Source organism: Pseudomonas sp. LBUM920, assembly GCF_003852315.1.
Classification (GTDB): domain Bacteria; phylum Pseudomonadota; class Gammaproteobacteria; order Pseudomonadales; family Pseudomonadaceae; genus Aquipseudomonas.
Genome location: NZ_CP027762.1, coordinates 6,015,472 through 6,032,037, shown reverse-complemented (window position 1 = coordinate 6,032,037; position 16,566 = coordinate 6,015,472). Strand labels below are relative to the sequence as shown.

The window sequence follows — 16,566 nt, the reverse complement described above, 5'->3', positions numbered from 1 at the left end:
TGCACCCGATCAAGTGTGGGAGGGGGCTTGCCCCCGATAGGAGCGCCGCGGTGTATCAGCTACTGCGCGGTCGGGCCCACTTCACGCATCGGCTTGCCACGCACTGGCGCGTCGCCTGCCACGTAGTAATCCGCAGTGCTGCGCGGCAGCGGCTGACGGCCACGGATCTTGTCGGCGATTTTTTCGGCGATCATGATCGTCGGCGCGTTCAGGTTACCGGTGGTGATGATCGGCATGATCGACGCATCCACAACGCGCAGACCCTGCATGCCATGCACACGGCCTTCGCCATCCACTACAGCCATCTCGTCGGTGCCCATCTTGCACGAGCAGGACGGGTGGAACGCGGTTTCGGCGTGCTCGCGGATGAACTTGTCGAGTTGCTCATCGGTTTGCACTTCAATACCCGGGCTGATTTCGCGGCCACGGTATTGGTCCAGCGCCGGCTGTTGCATGATTTCACGGGTCAGGCGGATGCCGTCACGGAATTCCTGCCAGTCCTGCTCGGTGGCCATGTAGTTGAAGAGGATGCTCGGGTAATCCCGTGGGTTCTTCGACTTCAATTGCACGCGGCCACGGCTTGGCGAACGCATGGAACCCATGTGTGCCTGGAAACCGTGCTCTTTCACACCGTTGCTGCCGTTGTAGTTAATCGCCACCGGCAGGAAGTGGTACTGGATGTTCGGCCATTCGAATTCCGGACGCGAACGGATAAAACCGCCGGCCTCGAACTGGTTGCTGGCGCCGATGCCAGTGCCGTTGAACAGCCACTCGGCACCAATGGCCGGTTGGTTGTACCAAAGCAGCGACGGGTACAGCGACACTGGCTGGGTGCAGGCATATTGCAGGTACAGCTCAAGGTGGTCCTGCAGGTTTTCGCCAACGCCTGGCAGGTCGTGAACCACCGGGATGTCGAGGCTTTCGAGCAGTTTGGCCGGGCCCACACCGGAGCGTTGCAGCAGTTGCGGCGAAGCGATTGCGCCGCTGCACACCAATACTTCTTTACGCGCACGGGCTTCAACGCGCTCTTCGGCGGCGCCGATCAGGTAACGCACGCCAACGGCACGCTTGCCTTCAAACAAGACTTTGTCGGTGAGGGCGTGGGTGACGATGGTCAGGGTCGAACGCTTTTTAGCCGTGTCCAGGTAACCGCGAGCGGTGCTGGCGCGACGGCCTTTAGGCGTGACGGTACGGTCCATCGGGCCGAAGCCTTCTTGCTGGTAGCCGTTCAAGTCGTCGGTGCGCGGGTAACCGGCCTGCACGCCGGCTTCAACCATGGCGTGGAACAGTGGGTTGTTGCCGGCTTTAGGCGTGGTCACGCTGACCGGGCCATCGCCACCGTGGTAGTCGTTCGGGCCGATGTCGCGGGTTTCGGCTTTGCGGAAGTACGGCAGGCAGTCGAGGTAAGTCCAGTTTTCCAGACCTGGCAGCTTCGACCAGTTGTCGTAGTCCATCGCGTTGCCACGGATGTAGCACATGCCGTTGATCAGCGAGGAGCCGCCCAGGCCCTTGCCGCGACCGCATTCCATCCGGCGACCGTCCATGTGTGGCTCTGGATCGGTTTCGTAGGCCCAGTTGTAGCGACGGCCTTGCAGCGGGAACGCCAGCGCGGCCGGCATTTGGGTACGGAAGTCAAAACGGTAATCCGGGCCGCCGGCTTCCAGCAGCAGGACGGTGACGCCTTCGTCTTCGGTCAGACGGGTCGCCAGGGTGTTACCGGCGGAGCCGGCACCCACAATGATGTAATCGTATTCTTGGGACATAAATGCACCCTCTTTGAAGTGTGGTCAGGTCGGGCCTCATCGGGGGCAAGCCCCCTCCCACAGGGGACTGCATGCCAAATGTGGGAGGGGGCTTGCCCCCGATGGCGGCCTCGCAGGCAATCCAACGCTTGGGTGTTAGAACACCGAGGCGTAGTCGCCCAGCTCAACCTGTACCGATTTGATGCGGGTGAAGTTGTTCAGCGAGCTGATGCCGTTCTCACGGCCCACACCGGATTGCTTGTAGCCACCGACCGGCATCTTGGCGTCGGATTCGCCCCAGGCGTTGATCCAGCAGATACCCGCTTCCAACTGATGAATCACGCGGTGAGCGCGGTTCAGGTCTTTGGTGACCAGGCCAGCAGCCAGGCCGAAGTCGGTGTCGTTGGCGCGGCGGATCACTTCTTCTTCGGTCTCGTAAGTGAGGATGCTCATCACTGGGCCGAAGATTTCCTCACGGACGATGGTCATCTCGTCGGTGCAGTCGGTGAACACGGTCGGGGCCACGTAGGCGCCTTTGGCAAAGTTGCCATCGGTCAAACGGTCGCCGCCGCACAGGACGCGGGCGCCTTCTTCCTTACCTTTGGCGATGTAGCCGAGCACGCTTTCCATGTGGGCGAAGCTGACCAGCGGGCCGAAGTTGGTGTTCTCGTCTTGCGGGTCGCCAATGCGGATGCGCGCAACACGCTCAACGATCTTGGCTTCGAAGGCTGCCTGCAGGTGCTTAGGCACAAAGACACGAGTGCCGTTGGTGCAGACCTGGCCGGAGCTGTAGAAGTTGGCCATCATCGCGATGTCGGCCGCGCGATCCAGGTCGGCGTCTTCGAAGACGATCAGCGGCGACTTGCCGCCCAGTTCCATGGTCACTTCTTTGAGCGAAGAGCTCGAAGCGCTGGCCATGACTTTCTTGCCGGTGTCGGTGCCGCCGGTGAACGAGACTTTCTCGATGCGCGGGTGCTCGGTCAGCCAGGTGCCGACTTCACGGCCGCTGCCGGTCAAGACGTTGAACACGCCAGCCGGCACGCCAGCTTCGGTGTAGATCTCGGCGAGTTTCAGGGTGGTCAGCGAGGTGACTTCGCTTGGCTTGAAGATCATCGCGTTACCGGCAGCCAGGGCCGGTGCGGATTTCCACAGGGCTATCTGGATCGGGTAGTTCCACGCGCCGATACCGGCGACCACGCCCAGCGGCTCGCGGCGGGTGTAGACGAACGAGGTGTCGCGCAGTGGGATCTGCTCGCCTTCGATGGCCGGCACCAGGCCTGCGTAGTATTCCAGCACGTCGGCGCCGGTGACGATGTCGACGTATTGGGTTTCAGAGAAGGCTTTACCGGTGTCCAGGGTTTCCAGCGCGGCCAGCTCATCGTTGCGCTCACGCAGGATGTCGACGGCACGGCGCAGGATGCGCGAACGCTCCATGGCGGTCATCGCGGCCCAGATTTTCTGGCCTTTTTCGGCGCTGACCACGGCGCGTTCAACGTCTTCCTTGGTAGCACGTTGCACTTGGGCGAGAACTTCACCGTTAGCCGGGTTGATGGCTTCGAAGGTGGCATCGCTGCCAGCGTCACTGTAGCCGCCGTCAATGTAGAGTTTTTGCAGTTCGAAACGGGCCATAAAGTCCTCGCAAGTGCATAAGTGGTTGGCGTTACCCGCCGCCGGTGAGCCATGGGGTTTCTGGCAACACTGAGCGGCAGACGTTCAGGGGTTGAGCGGTTATGTGTGCTCTAACTCACCTGCTTGGCCAATTGGAAATCCATGTATTCGTAAGCGATCCGTTGCGCCTGCTCCGTGTCGAAAGCGTCTCCCGACAGGGCGCCGCGCAACCACAAACCGTCGATCAAAGCCGCCAGGCCCCGGGCTGCGCTGCGTGCATCTTCCAGCGGCAGCACTCGGCGAAACTGGCAGCACAGGTTGGAATACAGACGGTGATCGTTGATCCGCTGCAGCCTGTGCAATGACGGGTGGTGCATGCTGGTTGCCCAGAAGGCCAGCCAGGTTTTCATCGCCGGGCCGTTGACTTGGCTGGCGTCGAAGTTGCCGCCGATGATCACCTGCAGGTGGGCACGGGGGCTGTCGTCTTTTAACGCTTGCCGGCGTTCGTGGACGTTCTCGATCAGCACATTCATCAAGTACCGCATCGTCGCGGCGATCAGGCCGTTCTTGTCCTGAAAGTAGTGACTGATGATGCCGTTCGAGACGCCGGCCAAACGGGCGATCAGCGCAATGCTGGCATCTCCCATTCCGACCTGATCGATGGCCGTCAAGGTGGCTTCGATCAACTGCTGGCGGCGTATGGGTTGCATACCGACCTTGGGCATGTAGCACCTCTCCTTAGGCCTGCCGGTGGGCGATAAACGTCCGTCGGCTTGAAGGCCAGTCTATTTTGTTTTGATTGAACGTTCAATCAACAAAGAATAAGATCTGCGACAAATGGTCGCGACCTGCAGATATTTCCTACCTGTGAGCCACTGCCTCTGACACCTGCAAAAACCCTTGAAACAGGCCGTATCAGGGCCTGGCCACTGCTTCGGCGCGGCTCAAGAATTTTCGGGGTGTCTTTATAACACCCGTCCGTCGACTGCCGAAAAATCGATGTCCCGGGATAACCGTTGCCTTGTGTTTCTCTCTCGCACTGCCTGGAGCATCTGCGCCATGAGTTCTGCCTCTCTTATAAAGACCCCGCCGGAAAAGGTCCGGGTCAACGGTTGGGTGTTCTACACCTCCACCGCGCTCATTCTGTTGTTGACCGCCATTCTGATCATCGCCCCGCAGGAGGCCGGGCGCATGCTCGGCGTAGCACAGGCGTGGCTGTCGAAAAGCTTCGGCTGGTACTACATGGTGGTCATCGCTGCCTACCTCGTGTTTGTGGTCGGCCTGGCGTTTTCGTCCTACGGCAAGTTGAAACTGGGCAGCAAGGACGACACCCCGGACTTCAGCTACGGCGCCTGGGCCGGCATGCTGTTCTCGTCGGGCATCGGCATCTCGCTGCTGTATTTCGGGGCTTCCGAGCCGTTGGATCACTACTTCAACCCGCCCGAAGGCACGGCCGCCAGCAATGGCGCGGCACGCCAGGCGTTGCAACTGACGTTCCTGCACTGGGGCCTGCACGGCTGGGCAATCTATGCCTTGGTCGGCCTCGCCGTGGCGTACTTCGCGTATCGCCACAACCAGCCGCTGGCCTTGCGTTCGGCGCTGTACCCGCTGGTGGGCGAGCGTTGGGTGAAGGGCGCGGCCGGCCACGCGGTGGACGGTTTCGGCATGTTCGTGACCCTGCTGGGCCTGGTGACCAACCTGGGGATTGGCTCGATGCAAGTGTCGTCGGGGCTTGAAAACCTGTTCGGCATGGCGCACAGCAACACCAACCTGTTGATCGTGATCATCGTGATGAGCACCGTGGCGACCATCGCTGCCGTGTCGGGTGTGGAGAACGGCATTCGCCGCCTGTCCAACCTCAACATCGTGCTGTTCAGCGGCTTGCTGATCTTTGTGCTGCTGTTCGGCCCCACCCTGCACCTGCTCAATGGCTTGGTGCAGAACACCGGCGACTACCTCAACGGTATCGTGCTGAAAACCTTCGACCTGTATGTGTACGAAGGCGACGCCGACAAGACCGAGCGCTGGATGGGCCTGTGGACGCTGTTCTACTGGGCTTGGTGGATTTCCTGGGCGCCATTTGTGGGCATGTTCATCGCGCGCATTTCCCGTGGCCGCACCGTGCGTGAACTGGTGGCCGGCGTGCTGCTGATCCCGCTGGGCTTCACCTTGGCGTGGTTGTCGATCTTCGGTAACTCGGCGCTGGACCTGGTGCTCAACCACGGTGCCGTGGAGTTGGGCAAGACGGCGCTGGAACAACCGTCGATGGCCATCTACCAATTGCTGGAGCATTACCCGGCGTCGAAAATCGTGATCGGCGTGTCGATCTTCGTGGGCTTTGTGTTGTTCCTGACCCCGGCGGATTCCGGCGCGGTGATGATGGCCAACCTGTCGTGCAAAGGCGGCAATGTGGACGAAGATGCGCCGCACTGGCTGCGGATCTTCTGGTCGGTCGTGATCACCCTGGTGACCATCGGCCTGCTGTTTGCCGGCAACTTCGAAGCCATGCAAACCATGGTGGTGCTGGCGGGTCTGCCGTTCTCGGTGGTGCTGATTCTGTTCATGTTCGGTTTGCACAAGGCCATGCGCCAGGACGTGGCCATCGAACAGGAGCAAGCGCAATTGGCTGAGCGTGGCCGCCGTGGTTTCAGCGAGCGTTTGACTGCCCTGGACCTGCAACCGAGCCAGGCCACCGTGCAGCGCTTTATGGACAAGCACGTAACGCCGGCCTTGGAAGAGGCGGCGACGGCGTTGCGTGAGCAAGGGCTGGAAGTGCAGACCTTGTTGGGCAAATCCAAGCGTTGCATCGGTGTGCGCATCGAGATGGAAGAGGGCAACCCGTTTGTCTATGAAGTGAGCCTGGATGCGTATTCGTCGGCACCGAGCGACTTGCCCGAAGAAGAGCGCACACGTTACTACCGGGCCGAGGTCTACCTGCACAACGGACCTCAAGAGTACGACCTGATGGGCTTTACCCAGGAACAGATCACCCGGGACGTGCTCGATCAGTTTGAAAGCCATCGGCAGCTCCTTGGCCGTGTCTATAGCTGATAGTTAATCCGAGTGGCGCCTTCCCTGGCGCCGCCGTTTCAAGATTGGAATGGGGTCAAATGTGGGAGCTGGCTTGCCTGCGATAGCTATGTTGGATTCACCATTGCTATCGCAGGCAAGCCAGCTCCCAGATTGACCCAGTTCATTCAGCCGATCTGTGCACTGCTCAGCCCAGGTTCTTGCCTAGCAGGGCATGGTAAAGCTCGCTGTCCCCCAAAATTCCCACCACCTGGTTGTTGTTATGCAGCACCAGTTTGTTCCCGGTGTGATAACGAATCTGCAATGCATCGCGCATGCCGATATTGGAGTCCACCAGCGTCGGTACCCGGCCCAACCCTTCCACGGCTTGCCCCGGTGCCCAGTTCTGCAGGTTCATCACCGCTCCATTCTGGCGGGCGCCCTGAATCGTGTTGCCTTCGGCCAGGTCCAGCCAGGAATCGCCGCCCGGATCGAGGCACACCGAGCCGTTGACCCGCGTGCAGTTGTCCAGCGTGCGCATCAGGCTGCGGCCGCACAGCACGTTCAGCGGGTTGGTATGGGCGACGAAGGTGCGCACATAGTCATCCGCCGGGTTCAGCACGATCTCTTCCGGCACGCTGTATTGAATGATCTTGCCGTCTTTCATGATTGCGATGCGGCTACCCAATTTGAGCGCCTCATCGAGGTCGTGGCTCACGAACACGATGGTCTTGCTCAGCTTGCGTTGCAGCTCCAGCAGTTCATCCTGCAGGCCTTGGCGAATGAGTGGGTCGAGGGCTGAGAAAGGTTCGTCCATCAGCAGGATATCCGCGTCCATTGCCAACGCGCGGGCCAGGCCGACGCGCTGCTGCATGCCGCCGGACAGCTCGTCGGGCTTCTTGTTGCGCCATTGGGCCAGGCCCACCAGCTCGAGCTTTTCATCCACCAGCGCGCGGCGTTCTTTCTCCGGACGGCCCTGCATCTCAAGGCCGAAGCTGATGTTTTCACGCACCGTCAGCCACGGCATCAATGCGAACTTCTGGAACACCATGGCGATGCGCTTGGTGCGCATCATTTTCAGCTCGGCCGGGTTGCACGAAGCGATGTCGATCTGGCGACCTTCATGCTCCACAAACAGTTGGCCACGGCTGACGGTGTTGAGGCCGTTGATGCAACGCAGCAAGCTGGATTTGCCGGAGCCCGACAAGCCCATCAGCACGCAGATTTCGCCTTTCTCGATGTCCAGGCTGGCTTTTTCAACGCCGACAATCTGCCCGGTCTTTTTCAGGATTTCGTTGCGATGCATCCCTTGGTCGAGCAGCTTGAGGGCTTCGCGTGGGTCTTTGGAGAAGATCACATCGACATTGTCGAATCGGATAATGCTCATGCATCACCCCCTACTTTGGCGTCGGGTTGTTTGCAGATGCGGTCGAGCATGATGGCCAGCAACACGATTGCCAGGCCGGCTTCAAAGCCCAGGGCGATGTCGGCGGTGTTGAGTGCGTTGACCACCGGCTTGCCGAGGCCGTCAGCGCCCACCAGGGCCGCGATCACCACCATCGACAACGACAGCATGATGCATTGGGTAATGCCGGCGGCAATGCTCGGCATGGCGTGGGGCAGTTCAATGCGTGAGAGCAACTGACGGCGCGAGCAGCCAAAGGCCTTGCCGGCGTCCATCAATTCTTGCGGCACATCGCGGATGCCCAGGTAGGTGAGGCGGATCGGCGCGGCAATCGCGAACACCACCGTGGAAATCAGCCCGGGCACCACACCCAGCCCGAAGAGGGTCAGGGTAGGGATGAGGTAGACGAAGGTCGGCACGGTCTGCATCAGATCGAGCACCGGCCGCATCAGGGTGTAGAACATCGGTTTGTGCGCGGCAACAATGCCCAGCGGCACGCCAATGACCACGCAGACCAGGGTGGCGAACAGCACCTGCGCGAGGGTTTCCATGGTTTCCTGCCAGTACCCCAGGTTCAGGATCAGCAGGAAGGAGGCGATGACAAATACTGTCAGGCCCCATTTGCGTTGAATGAAGTGAGCGAGTAGCGCAATCAGACCGATCAATGCCAGCGGATTGAACCAGGTCAGCGCAAACGTCACGCCGTGGATCATCGTTTCCAGGGTCGATGCGATTGCGTCGAAGTAGTTGGCACCGTGTTGGGTCAACCATTCGACGAAGGCAGCGATGTACTGGCCTAGTGGGATTTTATGTTCAGTCAGCATGGTAGTGAATGTCCACATGCGAAGGGGAAAACATCCCGGGCCAGCGCACCGGCCCGGGGTCAGCGATTACTTGTCCAGGTAAGCTTTGACGGCCTCCAAACCGGGTTTGCCATCCACGGTGGTCACACCGGCCAGCCAGGTGTCGAGCACTTGCGGGTTCTTCTTCAGCCAGGCTTTGGCTGCGGCGTCGGGCTTCATCTTGTCGTCGAGGACGTTACCCATCAGGGTGCTTTCCATGTTCAAGGTGAACGACAGGTTTTTCAGCAATTGGCCAACGTTGCTGCATTCCTGGGTGTAGCCCTTGCGAACGTTGGTGTAGATGGTGGCCTGGCCGTAGTTGGGGCCGAACGAGTCATCGCCACCGGTCAGGTACTTCATCTTGAAGCGGGTGTTCATCGGGTGCGGTTCCCAACCCAGGAACACGATGGCCTGGTCACGCTTGGAGGCGCGTTCCACTTGCGAGAGCATCCCGGCTTCGCTGGACTCGACTACTTTGAAGCCGGCGGTTTTCAGGCCGAAGGCGTCTTTGTCGATGAGGGTCTGGATGGTGCGGTTGCCGTCGTTGCCCGGCTCGATGCCGTAGATCTTGCCGCCCAGTTCATCCTTGAATTTGACGATGTCGGCGAAGTCTTTCAGGCCCTTGTTGTACAGCGCCTCCGGGACCGCCAGGGTGTACTTGGCGTTTTCCAGGTTGGCGCGCACGGTTTCCACGGTGCCGGCATCACGGTACTGCTTGATGTCGTTTTCCATGGTCGGCATCCAGTTGCCGAGGAAGATGTCCATGTTCTTGCCGTCGGCCAGTGACTTGTAAGTCACCGGTACCGAAATCATCGTGGTGCGCGGCTTGTAGCCCAGGCCCTTGAGGACTTCGCTGGTGGTCGCGGTAGTCACGGTGATGTCGGTCCAGCCGACATCGGAGAAGTTGACGGTCTTGCACTGTTCCGGTTCTGCAGCGTGTGCCAGGACTGGCAGACTCAGCATGGCGGCCAACAACAACGAGGGTGAACCTTTCATCGGGGTAGACTCCTGTGTCTTTTCTGGCGGCATTCGCCGCGCTTTATAAGTGTTGCGGTTGGGGCGTGCATCGCGGCGACGGCACGGTGCCTTGCAAACGAGTCGAGACTGATCATGTACCAGTGAAAATCTGACGCCTACAGGGGGCGTCGTATCCAGTACAGGGATGGTCGTATCCAGTGTCGGTGACGTCGCTTACAGGTTTTTCCAATGGCAAAACCGCAGTTTTTACCAATCTGCACCGCTAAAAACGGCCAAAACGCCCGATCGCACGGGAGCGACGCTGGTGAGCATGGTTACGTCGGTGTGAGACGCCGTGAGGGCAAGCAAAAGCTTGATGATGCCGCCATCTGGGCGATCTGAGCGTAGCACCTCGTTCAAGCCTGGCCGTGCTTATCGAGGAGTTCTACCGCAATGGCTATCAGTGTTTTCGACCTGTTCAAGATCGGCATCGGGCCTTCTAGTTCTCACACCGTCGGCCCCATGCGCGCCGCGGCGTTGTTCGTCCAGGCATTACGTGAACGTGAACTGTTGGAACAGGTCAGGCGCGTTGAAGTTCAGCTGTACGGCTCATTGTCGGCCACCGGCATCGGCCACGGCAGCGACACCGCCACCATCATGGGCCTGATGGGCGAGTGGCCGGACGCAATCGACCCGGCGCACATCGGCTTGCGTATTCACACCCTGCGCGAGACCGACACGCTCTTGCTCGACGGCCGCCTGCCGGTGCCCTTCGTCTGGGCGCGCGACATGCGCCTGCTTGACGAAAACCTGCCGTTTCACCCTAACGCCATGACCCTTGTGGTGTTCGGCGATGACGGCGAGCTGCACCGCGATACCTACTATTCGGTCGGCGGCGGTTTTGTGGTGGACCAAGCCCAGGCGCAAAGCGGCGTGGCTGACATGGACCGTACCGAGCTGCCGTATGATTTTTCCAGCGCTGTAGAGCTGTTGCAGCTGTGCAAAACCCATAACCTGCGCGTGGCCGAATTGATGCTGGCCAACGAAAAGACCTGGCGCAGCGAAGAAGAAATCCGCAGCGGCCTGATGAAGCTCTGGCGCGCCATGCAGGATTGCGTGGAGCAGGGCCTCAAGCACGAAGGCATCTTGCCGGGTGGCTTGAACGTGCGGCGCCGCGCCGCCAAGTTGCACCGCAGCTTGCAGGAGTTGGGCAAGCCGAACGTGATTGGCTCGACCTTGAGCGCGATGGAGTGGGTCAACCTGTTCGCCCTGGCGGTGAATGAGGAAAACGCAGCGGGTGGGCGCATGGTCACCGCACCGACCAATGGCGCGGCGGGGATCATCCCGGCGGTGCTGCACTACTTCATGAAATTCAGCGACGAGGTCACCGAAGCCAACGTGGTCGACTATTTGCTCAGCGCGGCGGCCGTGGGAATTTTGTGCAAAAAGAACGCCTCGATTTCCGGCGCCGAAGTCGGCTGCCAGGGTGAAGTGGGTTCGGCGTGCGCCATGGCCGCGGCGGGGCTGGCGGAAATTCTTGGCGCCACGCCGGAACAATTGTGCAACGCCGCCGAAATCGGCCTGGAACACAACCTCGGCCTGACCTGCGACCCGGTGGGCGGGCTGGTGCAAGTGCCGTGCATCGAACGCAATGCGATTGCGGCGGTGAAAGCGATCAACGCAGCGCAGATGGCCCTGCGTGGCGATGGCCAGCACTTTATCTCCCTGGACCGGGTGATCCGCACCATGCGTGATACCGGCGCGGACATGCACGACAAGTACAAAGAAACCTCGCGGGGCGGGTTGGCGGTGAGTGCGGTTGAGTGTTGATCCAGTGATACCGCCATCGCAGGCAAGCCAGCTCCCACAAGGGAATGCATTCCAAATGTGGGAGCTGGCTTGCCTGCGATAGCGTTAGATGCAGCAACACTGCTCATAAAGTGAACACCCGGATCCAAAAGCGCCACCTTTTAGCGCGTCGCAAACAGATAAGTAGCCCCCAAACGATTTCCCGTCCGCCCACCGGGTTCCCGTGCGTGCGGTGACAGACGTTTCCTACGCCCGCAAAGCGCCTTCCCACAAGTGCTACCGATCTGCTCACACCCTGTGAGCGGGCGCGCTCCGACGTCCTTTTCGGGGCCTATCCCGCACTTCCCACGCGGGCTTATATAGACGCGTCATCAGGTCGTTTTCAGGAGTTATTGAATGGCCATTCAATTTTAGGCATGGCATTTGCTCTATCAATTCAAAGCCTCTCCTTTCCAGGGTGAGCGCAATAACAAGAGCCTCGCCTGAGGCCATCACCCGCTTTGTGTGAGGAGATACCGCGATGACGTCGTTCAACTCCGGGGCTCAACCCCAGAACCGTGCGCCTCAATCCATCGGCTTTTTGCTGCTGGACAATTTCACGCTGATTTCCCTGGCCTCGGCAGTGGAACCCCTGCGCATGGCCAACCAGCTGTCCGGCCGCGAGCTGTATCGCTGGACAACCCTGAGTGTCGACGGAAACCAGGTGTGGGCCAGCGACGGTCTGCAAATCACCCCCGATGCCTCCATGCACAAAGCCCCGGCCCTGGACACTGTGATTGTGTGCGGCGGCGTGGGAATCCAGCGTACCGTTACCCGTGAGCACGTGTCGTGGCTGCAAAGCCAGGCGCGTCAGTCGCGTCGTCTTGGCGCGGTGTGCACCGGCAGTTGGGCCTTGGCCTGCGCCGGTTTGCTCGACGGTTTTGATTGCAGCGTGCACTGGGAATGCCTGGCGTCGATGCAGGAAGCCTTCCCGCGCGTGGCCATGAGCACGCGCCTGTTCACCCTCGACCGCAATCGCTTCACCAGCTCCGGCGGCACCGCGCCGCTGGACATGATGCTGCACTTGATCAGCCGCGACCACGGCCGTGAATTGTCCGCCGCCATCTCCGAAATGTTTGTGTACGAACGCATCCGCAACGAACAGGATCACCAGCGCGTGCCGCTCAAGCACATGCTTGGCACCAACCAGCCGAAGCTGCAGGAAATCGTCGCGTTGATGGAAGCCAACCTTGAAGAGCCGATCGACCTGGACGAGTTGGCGGTGTACGTCGCCGTGTCGCGTCGTCAGCTGGAGCGGCTGTTCCAGAAATACCTGCACTGCTCGCCGTCGCGTTATTACCTGAAGCTGCGCCTGATTCGTGCGCGGCAACTGCTCAAGCAAACGCCGATGTCGATCATCGAAGTGGCCTCGGTGTGCGGGTTTGTGTCCACGCCGCACTTCTCCAAGTGCTACCGCGAATACTTTGGCATTCCGCCGCGCGATGAGCGCGTAGGGTCCAACACCACCCAGCAGGTGGCGATGATGCCGATTCCACAGGCGCTGGTGTTGTCACCGTTGTCCGGGCCGATGTCGGCGTTGAGCCAGGCCAGGAATGAGTCGACGTTTGCGAGTGTGAGGCTCTAGACCGAGTCGGCTTCATCGCAGGCAAGCCAGCTCCCACATTTTGATCTGTGAATACAGTCAAATGTGGGAGCTGGCTTGCCTGCGAAAGCGATCTATCAGGCGCCAGAGTTCTGCTTGAACTGCACCAACGCCGGCAACAACTGCTTGTCGATCGCCTGGCGCACCGCCGGCAAGATCGTCGCACTGCCGGTGTACATCTGTTCCACCATGCCCTTGAGCGCCTTGGCCCGTGCAGCGCTCAAACCACGTACCGCGCACTCGCAAGCCTGCTCGGCGGTGGCACCGCTGGAGACTTCAAAACCCAGCGAGCGCAGTTGGCCCAGCAGGTCATCCTGGTCAATCAAATCCGCGTGCATCATGACGTTCATCCTGGTGTAGGGAGCGGGGACTGACTGGGATTCTGGTAGGCCCCTGGCCGGTCGGCAAGGGCAGAATTGACGAATGGCTCATATGGCTATGAGCAGGTCGTTTTCGGGTCATTTACCGAAAGAAGTAATAGGCACACTGAATGCCAGGCACGCACCCTGAAGGTTTGGTCACCCTCGGGATGTCACGCTCACACCAAGCACTCTGCCCCGATCCAGTCACGGCTTGATCGGGGCTTTTTTTGCCTGGGGTTTGTGGTGATTGCACTGGCCTCTTCGCGAGCAAGCCCGCTCCCACATTCGACTGCATTCCAACTTTGGAGCTCGGTCCAATGTGGGAGCGGGCTTGCTCGCGAAGGGCGCGCCGCGGTCTACCGCTGCAACACCAGAATCCTAGAGAGCAACTCATCCCTGTCAATGTAACAACCCTGAAAATGCCGCGCCCCGGAAGCCGGGTCAAACGCATTGCGCGCATGCAAGGTGCGGCGGTTATCAAAGCACCACAACTCCCCCGGATTCAGCCGTTTGACCAGTCTGAAACGGTCCTCGCGGGTCATCGCAATAAAGCGCCGATACGCGCGATACAACAACGGCATCTGCTCCACCGGCGCCTCGAACGGCCCGCGCAGAAAGTTGGCCATGCGGATCTCCGCCACGTCACCCAAGGCATCCAGCGCAATGATCGGTGCCAGGCGGCGATAGTCGCTGTGACGGTCTTTATTGCGAAACTCCACGGGGATTTCACACAACGCGCGAAACGCCTCGGGGTCTTCCGTGCGCAGCGCATGGGCGATGGCGAACCCATCGACAAAAATGCTCTCGCCGCCCGTGGCCTCGTTCACCAGGCAATGCAGAAATTGCAGCCCCGGTTGCAGCTCGCGCGTTGGCAAATCGCTGTGCAACGGCAGGTTAAAGGCGGTGTACGCATTGCTGTCGGCGTCGGCCTTGGACTGCACGTTGAACAGCACACCGAAGTTGCTCTCGCGGATAAACGAAATGCGCTTGGCGATCAGCGCCAGCGAGCCAGGTTCGGTGGGCACGCCACGGATTTGCGTGAGGCCCGAGTCACGCAAGGCCAGCAACCATTGCAGCAGGATGTTCGGGTCTTGCATCACGGCCGCGTAGTCGAAAACGGGCAACGCGAAGGTGCTGTCCCATCGCTGCGATGCGGGCTTGGCTGCACGGCGTTCGGCGCGTGATTCGTCGTCATAGGCATGGGCCCGCAACCAGCCCGGATCGTAGTGGCTGAGATGGCCGCCGCTCCATTGCACATTCAGGCATCCCTGATCGATATGCGCGCTGACGGCAGTCAGGTGTTCGTCGACATCGACAATCTCGAGCACCTGCTCGCGGGTCACGCTGTACACGCATTGCGCGCACGGGCAGTTGTCGCGCAGCCACTGATGATGAAACGGGCTCACCCGCCCATCGGCCCATTGCACGCGTAGCTGATCGGTCAGCACCTGCACCTCGGCGAGGTCGCTGATCGTTGGGTAGGTACGAAAATCGGCAACAGCGGCGGCGGTTTGCATGGTGGCTCCTTATTGTTTTTTGGGCGGCAATCCAATCACGCGGCCGAGGAGGGCGGGGCGCGCCAACTCGGCCTGCTGCGCGCTGATCGCGGTGAGTTTTGCCAGGGTGGTCTCGGTAAACGGCGCCGAATGCGGACCGGCGAGATCGACGTGTAGCAACATCTGTTCGTTGCCCGCCAATTCCTTCTCGTCGCCCACCAGGTGCAGGCTGTGATAGAGGTGCAGGCGCTTGGCATCGTGGGCGATCAGCTGAGTGCGCACCTCTACCTCGGCACCGAGTTTCACCTCGTGCAGGTAGTTCAGGTGCAGTTCCAAAGTGAACAGTGAGTGGCCGCTGGCCTCACGGTTTTCACTGTCCAAACCCAGGGTGTCCATCAGTGCGTCGGTGGCGTAGCTGAAGATCAGCAGGTAGAACGCATCGCGCAGGTGGCCGTTGTAATCCACCCACTCGGGCTGGATTTTGGTGGTGTAGGTGGTCAATGCAGGCATGTCTGGGATTCCAGGTCATTACTCGGTCAACTGTGGGAGCGGGCTTGCCTGCAATGGCGGCGGTGAGTCGTACACCGCTGTCGCAGGCAAGCCAGCTCCCACAGGAAATCAACAGCCGTTACTCAGCGAAGCTCATACCGTGTTTGGCTTTGGTGGTCTTCACCGCCTCCAGCACCGCCAACAGGCAATCATCACGATAGCGCTCCAGCGCCGAAATGCTGTGTGTGCCCAACTGCTCACTGGTGCCGTCGACCACATCGTCGATCAACTTGTCGGTCAGCTCCGGTGCCGGCAAATACGTCCACGGCAATTGCAGCGCCGGGCCGAACTGCGCCATGAAGTGGCGCATACCGGCATCGCCGCCCGCCAGCGTGTAGGTGAGGAAGGTGCCCATGAACGACCAGCGCAAGCCGGCGCCAAAGCGGATCGCATCGTCGATTTCACCGGTGGTCGCCACGCCGTCATTCACCAGGTGCAGCGCCTCACGCCACAGCGCTTCGAGCAAGCGGTCAGCGATGAACCCCGGCACTTCCTTACGCACGTGCAACGGGCGCATGCCAAGGGATTCATACACCTTGATCGCCGCCTGAATCGCTTCGGGCGCAGTGTTTTGGCCGCCCACCACTTCCACCAGCGGCAGCAGGTAAACCGGGTTGAACGGGTGGCCGACCACGCAGCGTTCCGGGTGGGTGGAACCTTCGTAGAACTCACTCGGCAACAGACCCGAAGTACTCGACCCAATCAGTGCATTCGGCTTGGCCGCCGCGCTGATTTTGCTGTGCAGTTCCAGTTTCAGCTCCAGGCGTTCCGGGGCGCTTTCCTGGATGAAGTCGGCGTCTTTCACGCACGCTTCAATGGTGGTCACAAAGCGCAGGCGGTCTTGAGACGCACCCGGTGCCAAACCTTGTTTCTCCAACGCGCCCCAGGCATTGGCGACGCGCTTGCGCAGGGCCGCTTCGGCGCCGGGCGCGGGGTCCCAGGCGACCACATCCAGGCCGTGGGCGAGGGCGCGAGACACCCAGCCGCTGCCGATAACGCCGCTGCCGAGGGCGGCGAAGGTTTTGATTTCAGTGATAAAGCGCATGGCAATTTCCTAAAGTATTCGCAAATTCTGTGTGAGGAACCGGTTCAAATGTGGGAGCGGCTTGCTCGCGAAGGCGGTGTGTCAGTTGTTGCATTCGGTG

13 protein-coding genes are annotated in these 16,566 nt (G+C 60.5%); 3 read left to right on the top strand and 10 right to left on the bottom strand.

The features are described from left to right. Window positions 1-59: 59 nt before the first annotated feature. From betA to betI, 3 genes are all read right to left on the bottom strand, one after another. Entirely contained in the window at window positions 60-1,763 is a 1,704-nt protein-coding gene (betA, locus tag C4J83_RS28035) for a choline dehydrogenase (RefSeq protein ID WP_119737535.1), read from the bottom strand. A gap of 135 nt (window positions 1,764-1,898) precedes the next feature. Next, window positions 1,899-3,371 (bottom strand): betaine-aldehyde dehydrogenase, encoded by a 1,473-nt coding sequence (gene betB / locus C4J83_RS28030; protein ID WP_106575609.1) that lies wholly within the window; start codon window positions 3,369-3,371, stop codon window positions 1,899-1,901. A gap of 110 nt (window positions 3,372-3,481) precedes the next feature. After that, window positions 3,482-4,075 carry a transcriptional regulator BetI gene (gene betI, locus C4J83_RS28025; RefSeq protein ID WP_106575608.1) on the bottom strand — a complete coding sequence of 198 codons (594 nt, stop codon included), beginning with the start codon at window positions 4,073-4,075 and terminating at the stop codon, window positions 3,482-3,484. 391 nt (window positions 4,076-4,466) lie between these two features. Between betI and C4J83_RS28020 the strand changes: the two genes are divergently transcribed. Then, the gene (locus C4J83_RS28020; RefSeq protein ID WP_237266762.1) at window positions 4,467-6,401 is read left to right on the top strand and encodes a BCCT family transporter; all 1,935 of its coding nucleotides are present in this window, start codon (window positions 4,467-4,469) and stop codon (window positions 6,399-6,401) included. A gap of 166 nt (window positions 6,402-6,567) precedes the next feature. Here the strand turns inward: C4J83_RS28020 and choV are convergent, their stop codons facing one another. From choV to C4J83_RS28005, 3 genes are all read right to left on the bottom strand, one after another. After that, a complete protein-coding gene (gene choV, locus C4J83_RS28015) occupies window positions 6,568-7,746 on the bottom strand; it encodes a choline ABC transporter ATP-binding protein (RefSeq protein ID WP_124418629.1) in 1,179 nt (392 codons plus the stop codon). Beyond that, window positions 7,743-8,588 (bottom strand): choline ABC transporter permease subunit, encoded by an 846-nt coding sequence (choW, locus tag C4J83_RS28010; protein WP_076017809.1) that lies wholly within the window; start codon window positions 8,586-8,588, stop codon window positions 7,743-7,745. The genes choV and choW overlap by 4 nt, the downstream gene beginning before the upstream one ends. A 66-nt stretch (window positions 8,589-8,654) precedes the next feature. Next, window positions 8,655-9,602, bottom strand: a complete 948-nt coding sequence (locus C4J83_RS28005; protein WP_106575605.1) for a choline ABC transporter substrate-binding protein — start codon at window positions 9,600-9,602, stop codon at window positions 8,655-8,657. A 414-nt stretch (window positions 9,603-10,016) separates the two neighbouring features. Here C4J83_RS28005 and C4J83_RS28000 point away from each other — a divergent pair, with 414 nt between their 5' ends. Then, window positions 10,017-11,393, top strand: a complete 1,377-nt coding sequence (locus C4J83_RS28000) for an L-serine ammonia-lyase (protein ID WP_124418628.1) — start codon at window positions 10,017-10,019, stop codon at window positions 11,391-11,393. A gap of 499 nt (window positions 11,394-11,892) precedes the next feature. Next, window positions 11,893-12,996, top strand: coding sequence for a choline metabolism transcriptional regulator GbdR (gene gbdR / locus C4J83_RS27995; protein WP_005792167.1), 1,104 nt, complete (start codon window positions 11,893-11,895; stop codon window positions 12,994-12,996). Between the two features lie 95 nt (window positions 12,997-13,091). Here the strand turns inward: gbdR and C4J83_RS27990 are convergent, their stop codons facing one another. The 4 genes from C4J83_RS27990 to C4J83_RS27975 form a co-directional block, all read right to left on the bottom strand. Further along, window positions 13,092-13,355, bottom strand: a complete 264-nt coding sequence (locus tag C4J83_RS27990; RefSeq protein ID WP_106575603.1) for a hypothetical protein — start codon at window positions 13,353-13,355, stop codon at window positions 13,092-13,094. 377 nt (window positions 13,356-13,732) lie between these two features. Continuing rightward, window positions 13,733-14,893, bottom strand: a complete 1,161-nt coding sequence (locus C4J83_RS27985) for a gamma-butyrobetaine dioxygenase (RefSeq protein WP_124418627.1) — start codon at window positions 14,891-14,893, stop codon at window positions 13,733-13,735. Window positions 14,894-14,902: 9 nt separating this feature from the next. Further along, a complete protein-coding gene (locus C4J83_RS27980) occupies window positions 14,903-15,382 on the bottom strand; it encodes a thioesterase family protein (RefSeq protein WP_124418626.1) in 480 nt (159 codons plus the stop codon). 118 nt (window positions 15,383-15,500) lie between these two features. After that, window positions 15,501-16,466 (bottom strand): L-carnitine dehydrogenase, encoded by a 966-nt coding sequence (locus C4J83_RS27975; protein ID WP_119737551.1) that lies wholly within the window; start codon window positions 16,464-16,466, stop codon window positions 15,501-15,503. Window positions 16,467-16,566: the final 100 nt, after the last annotated feature.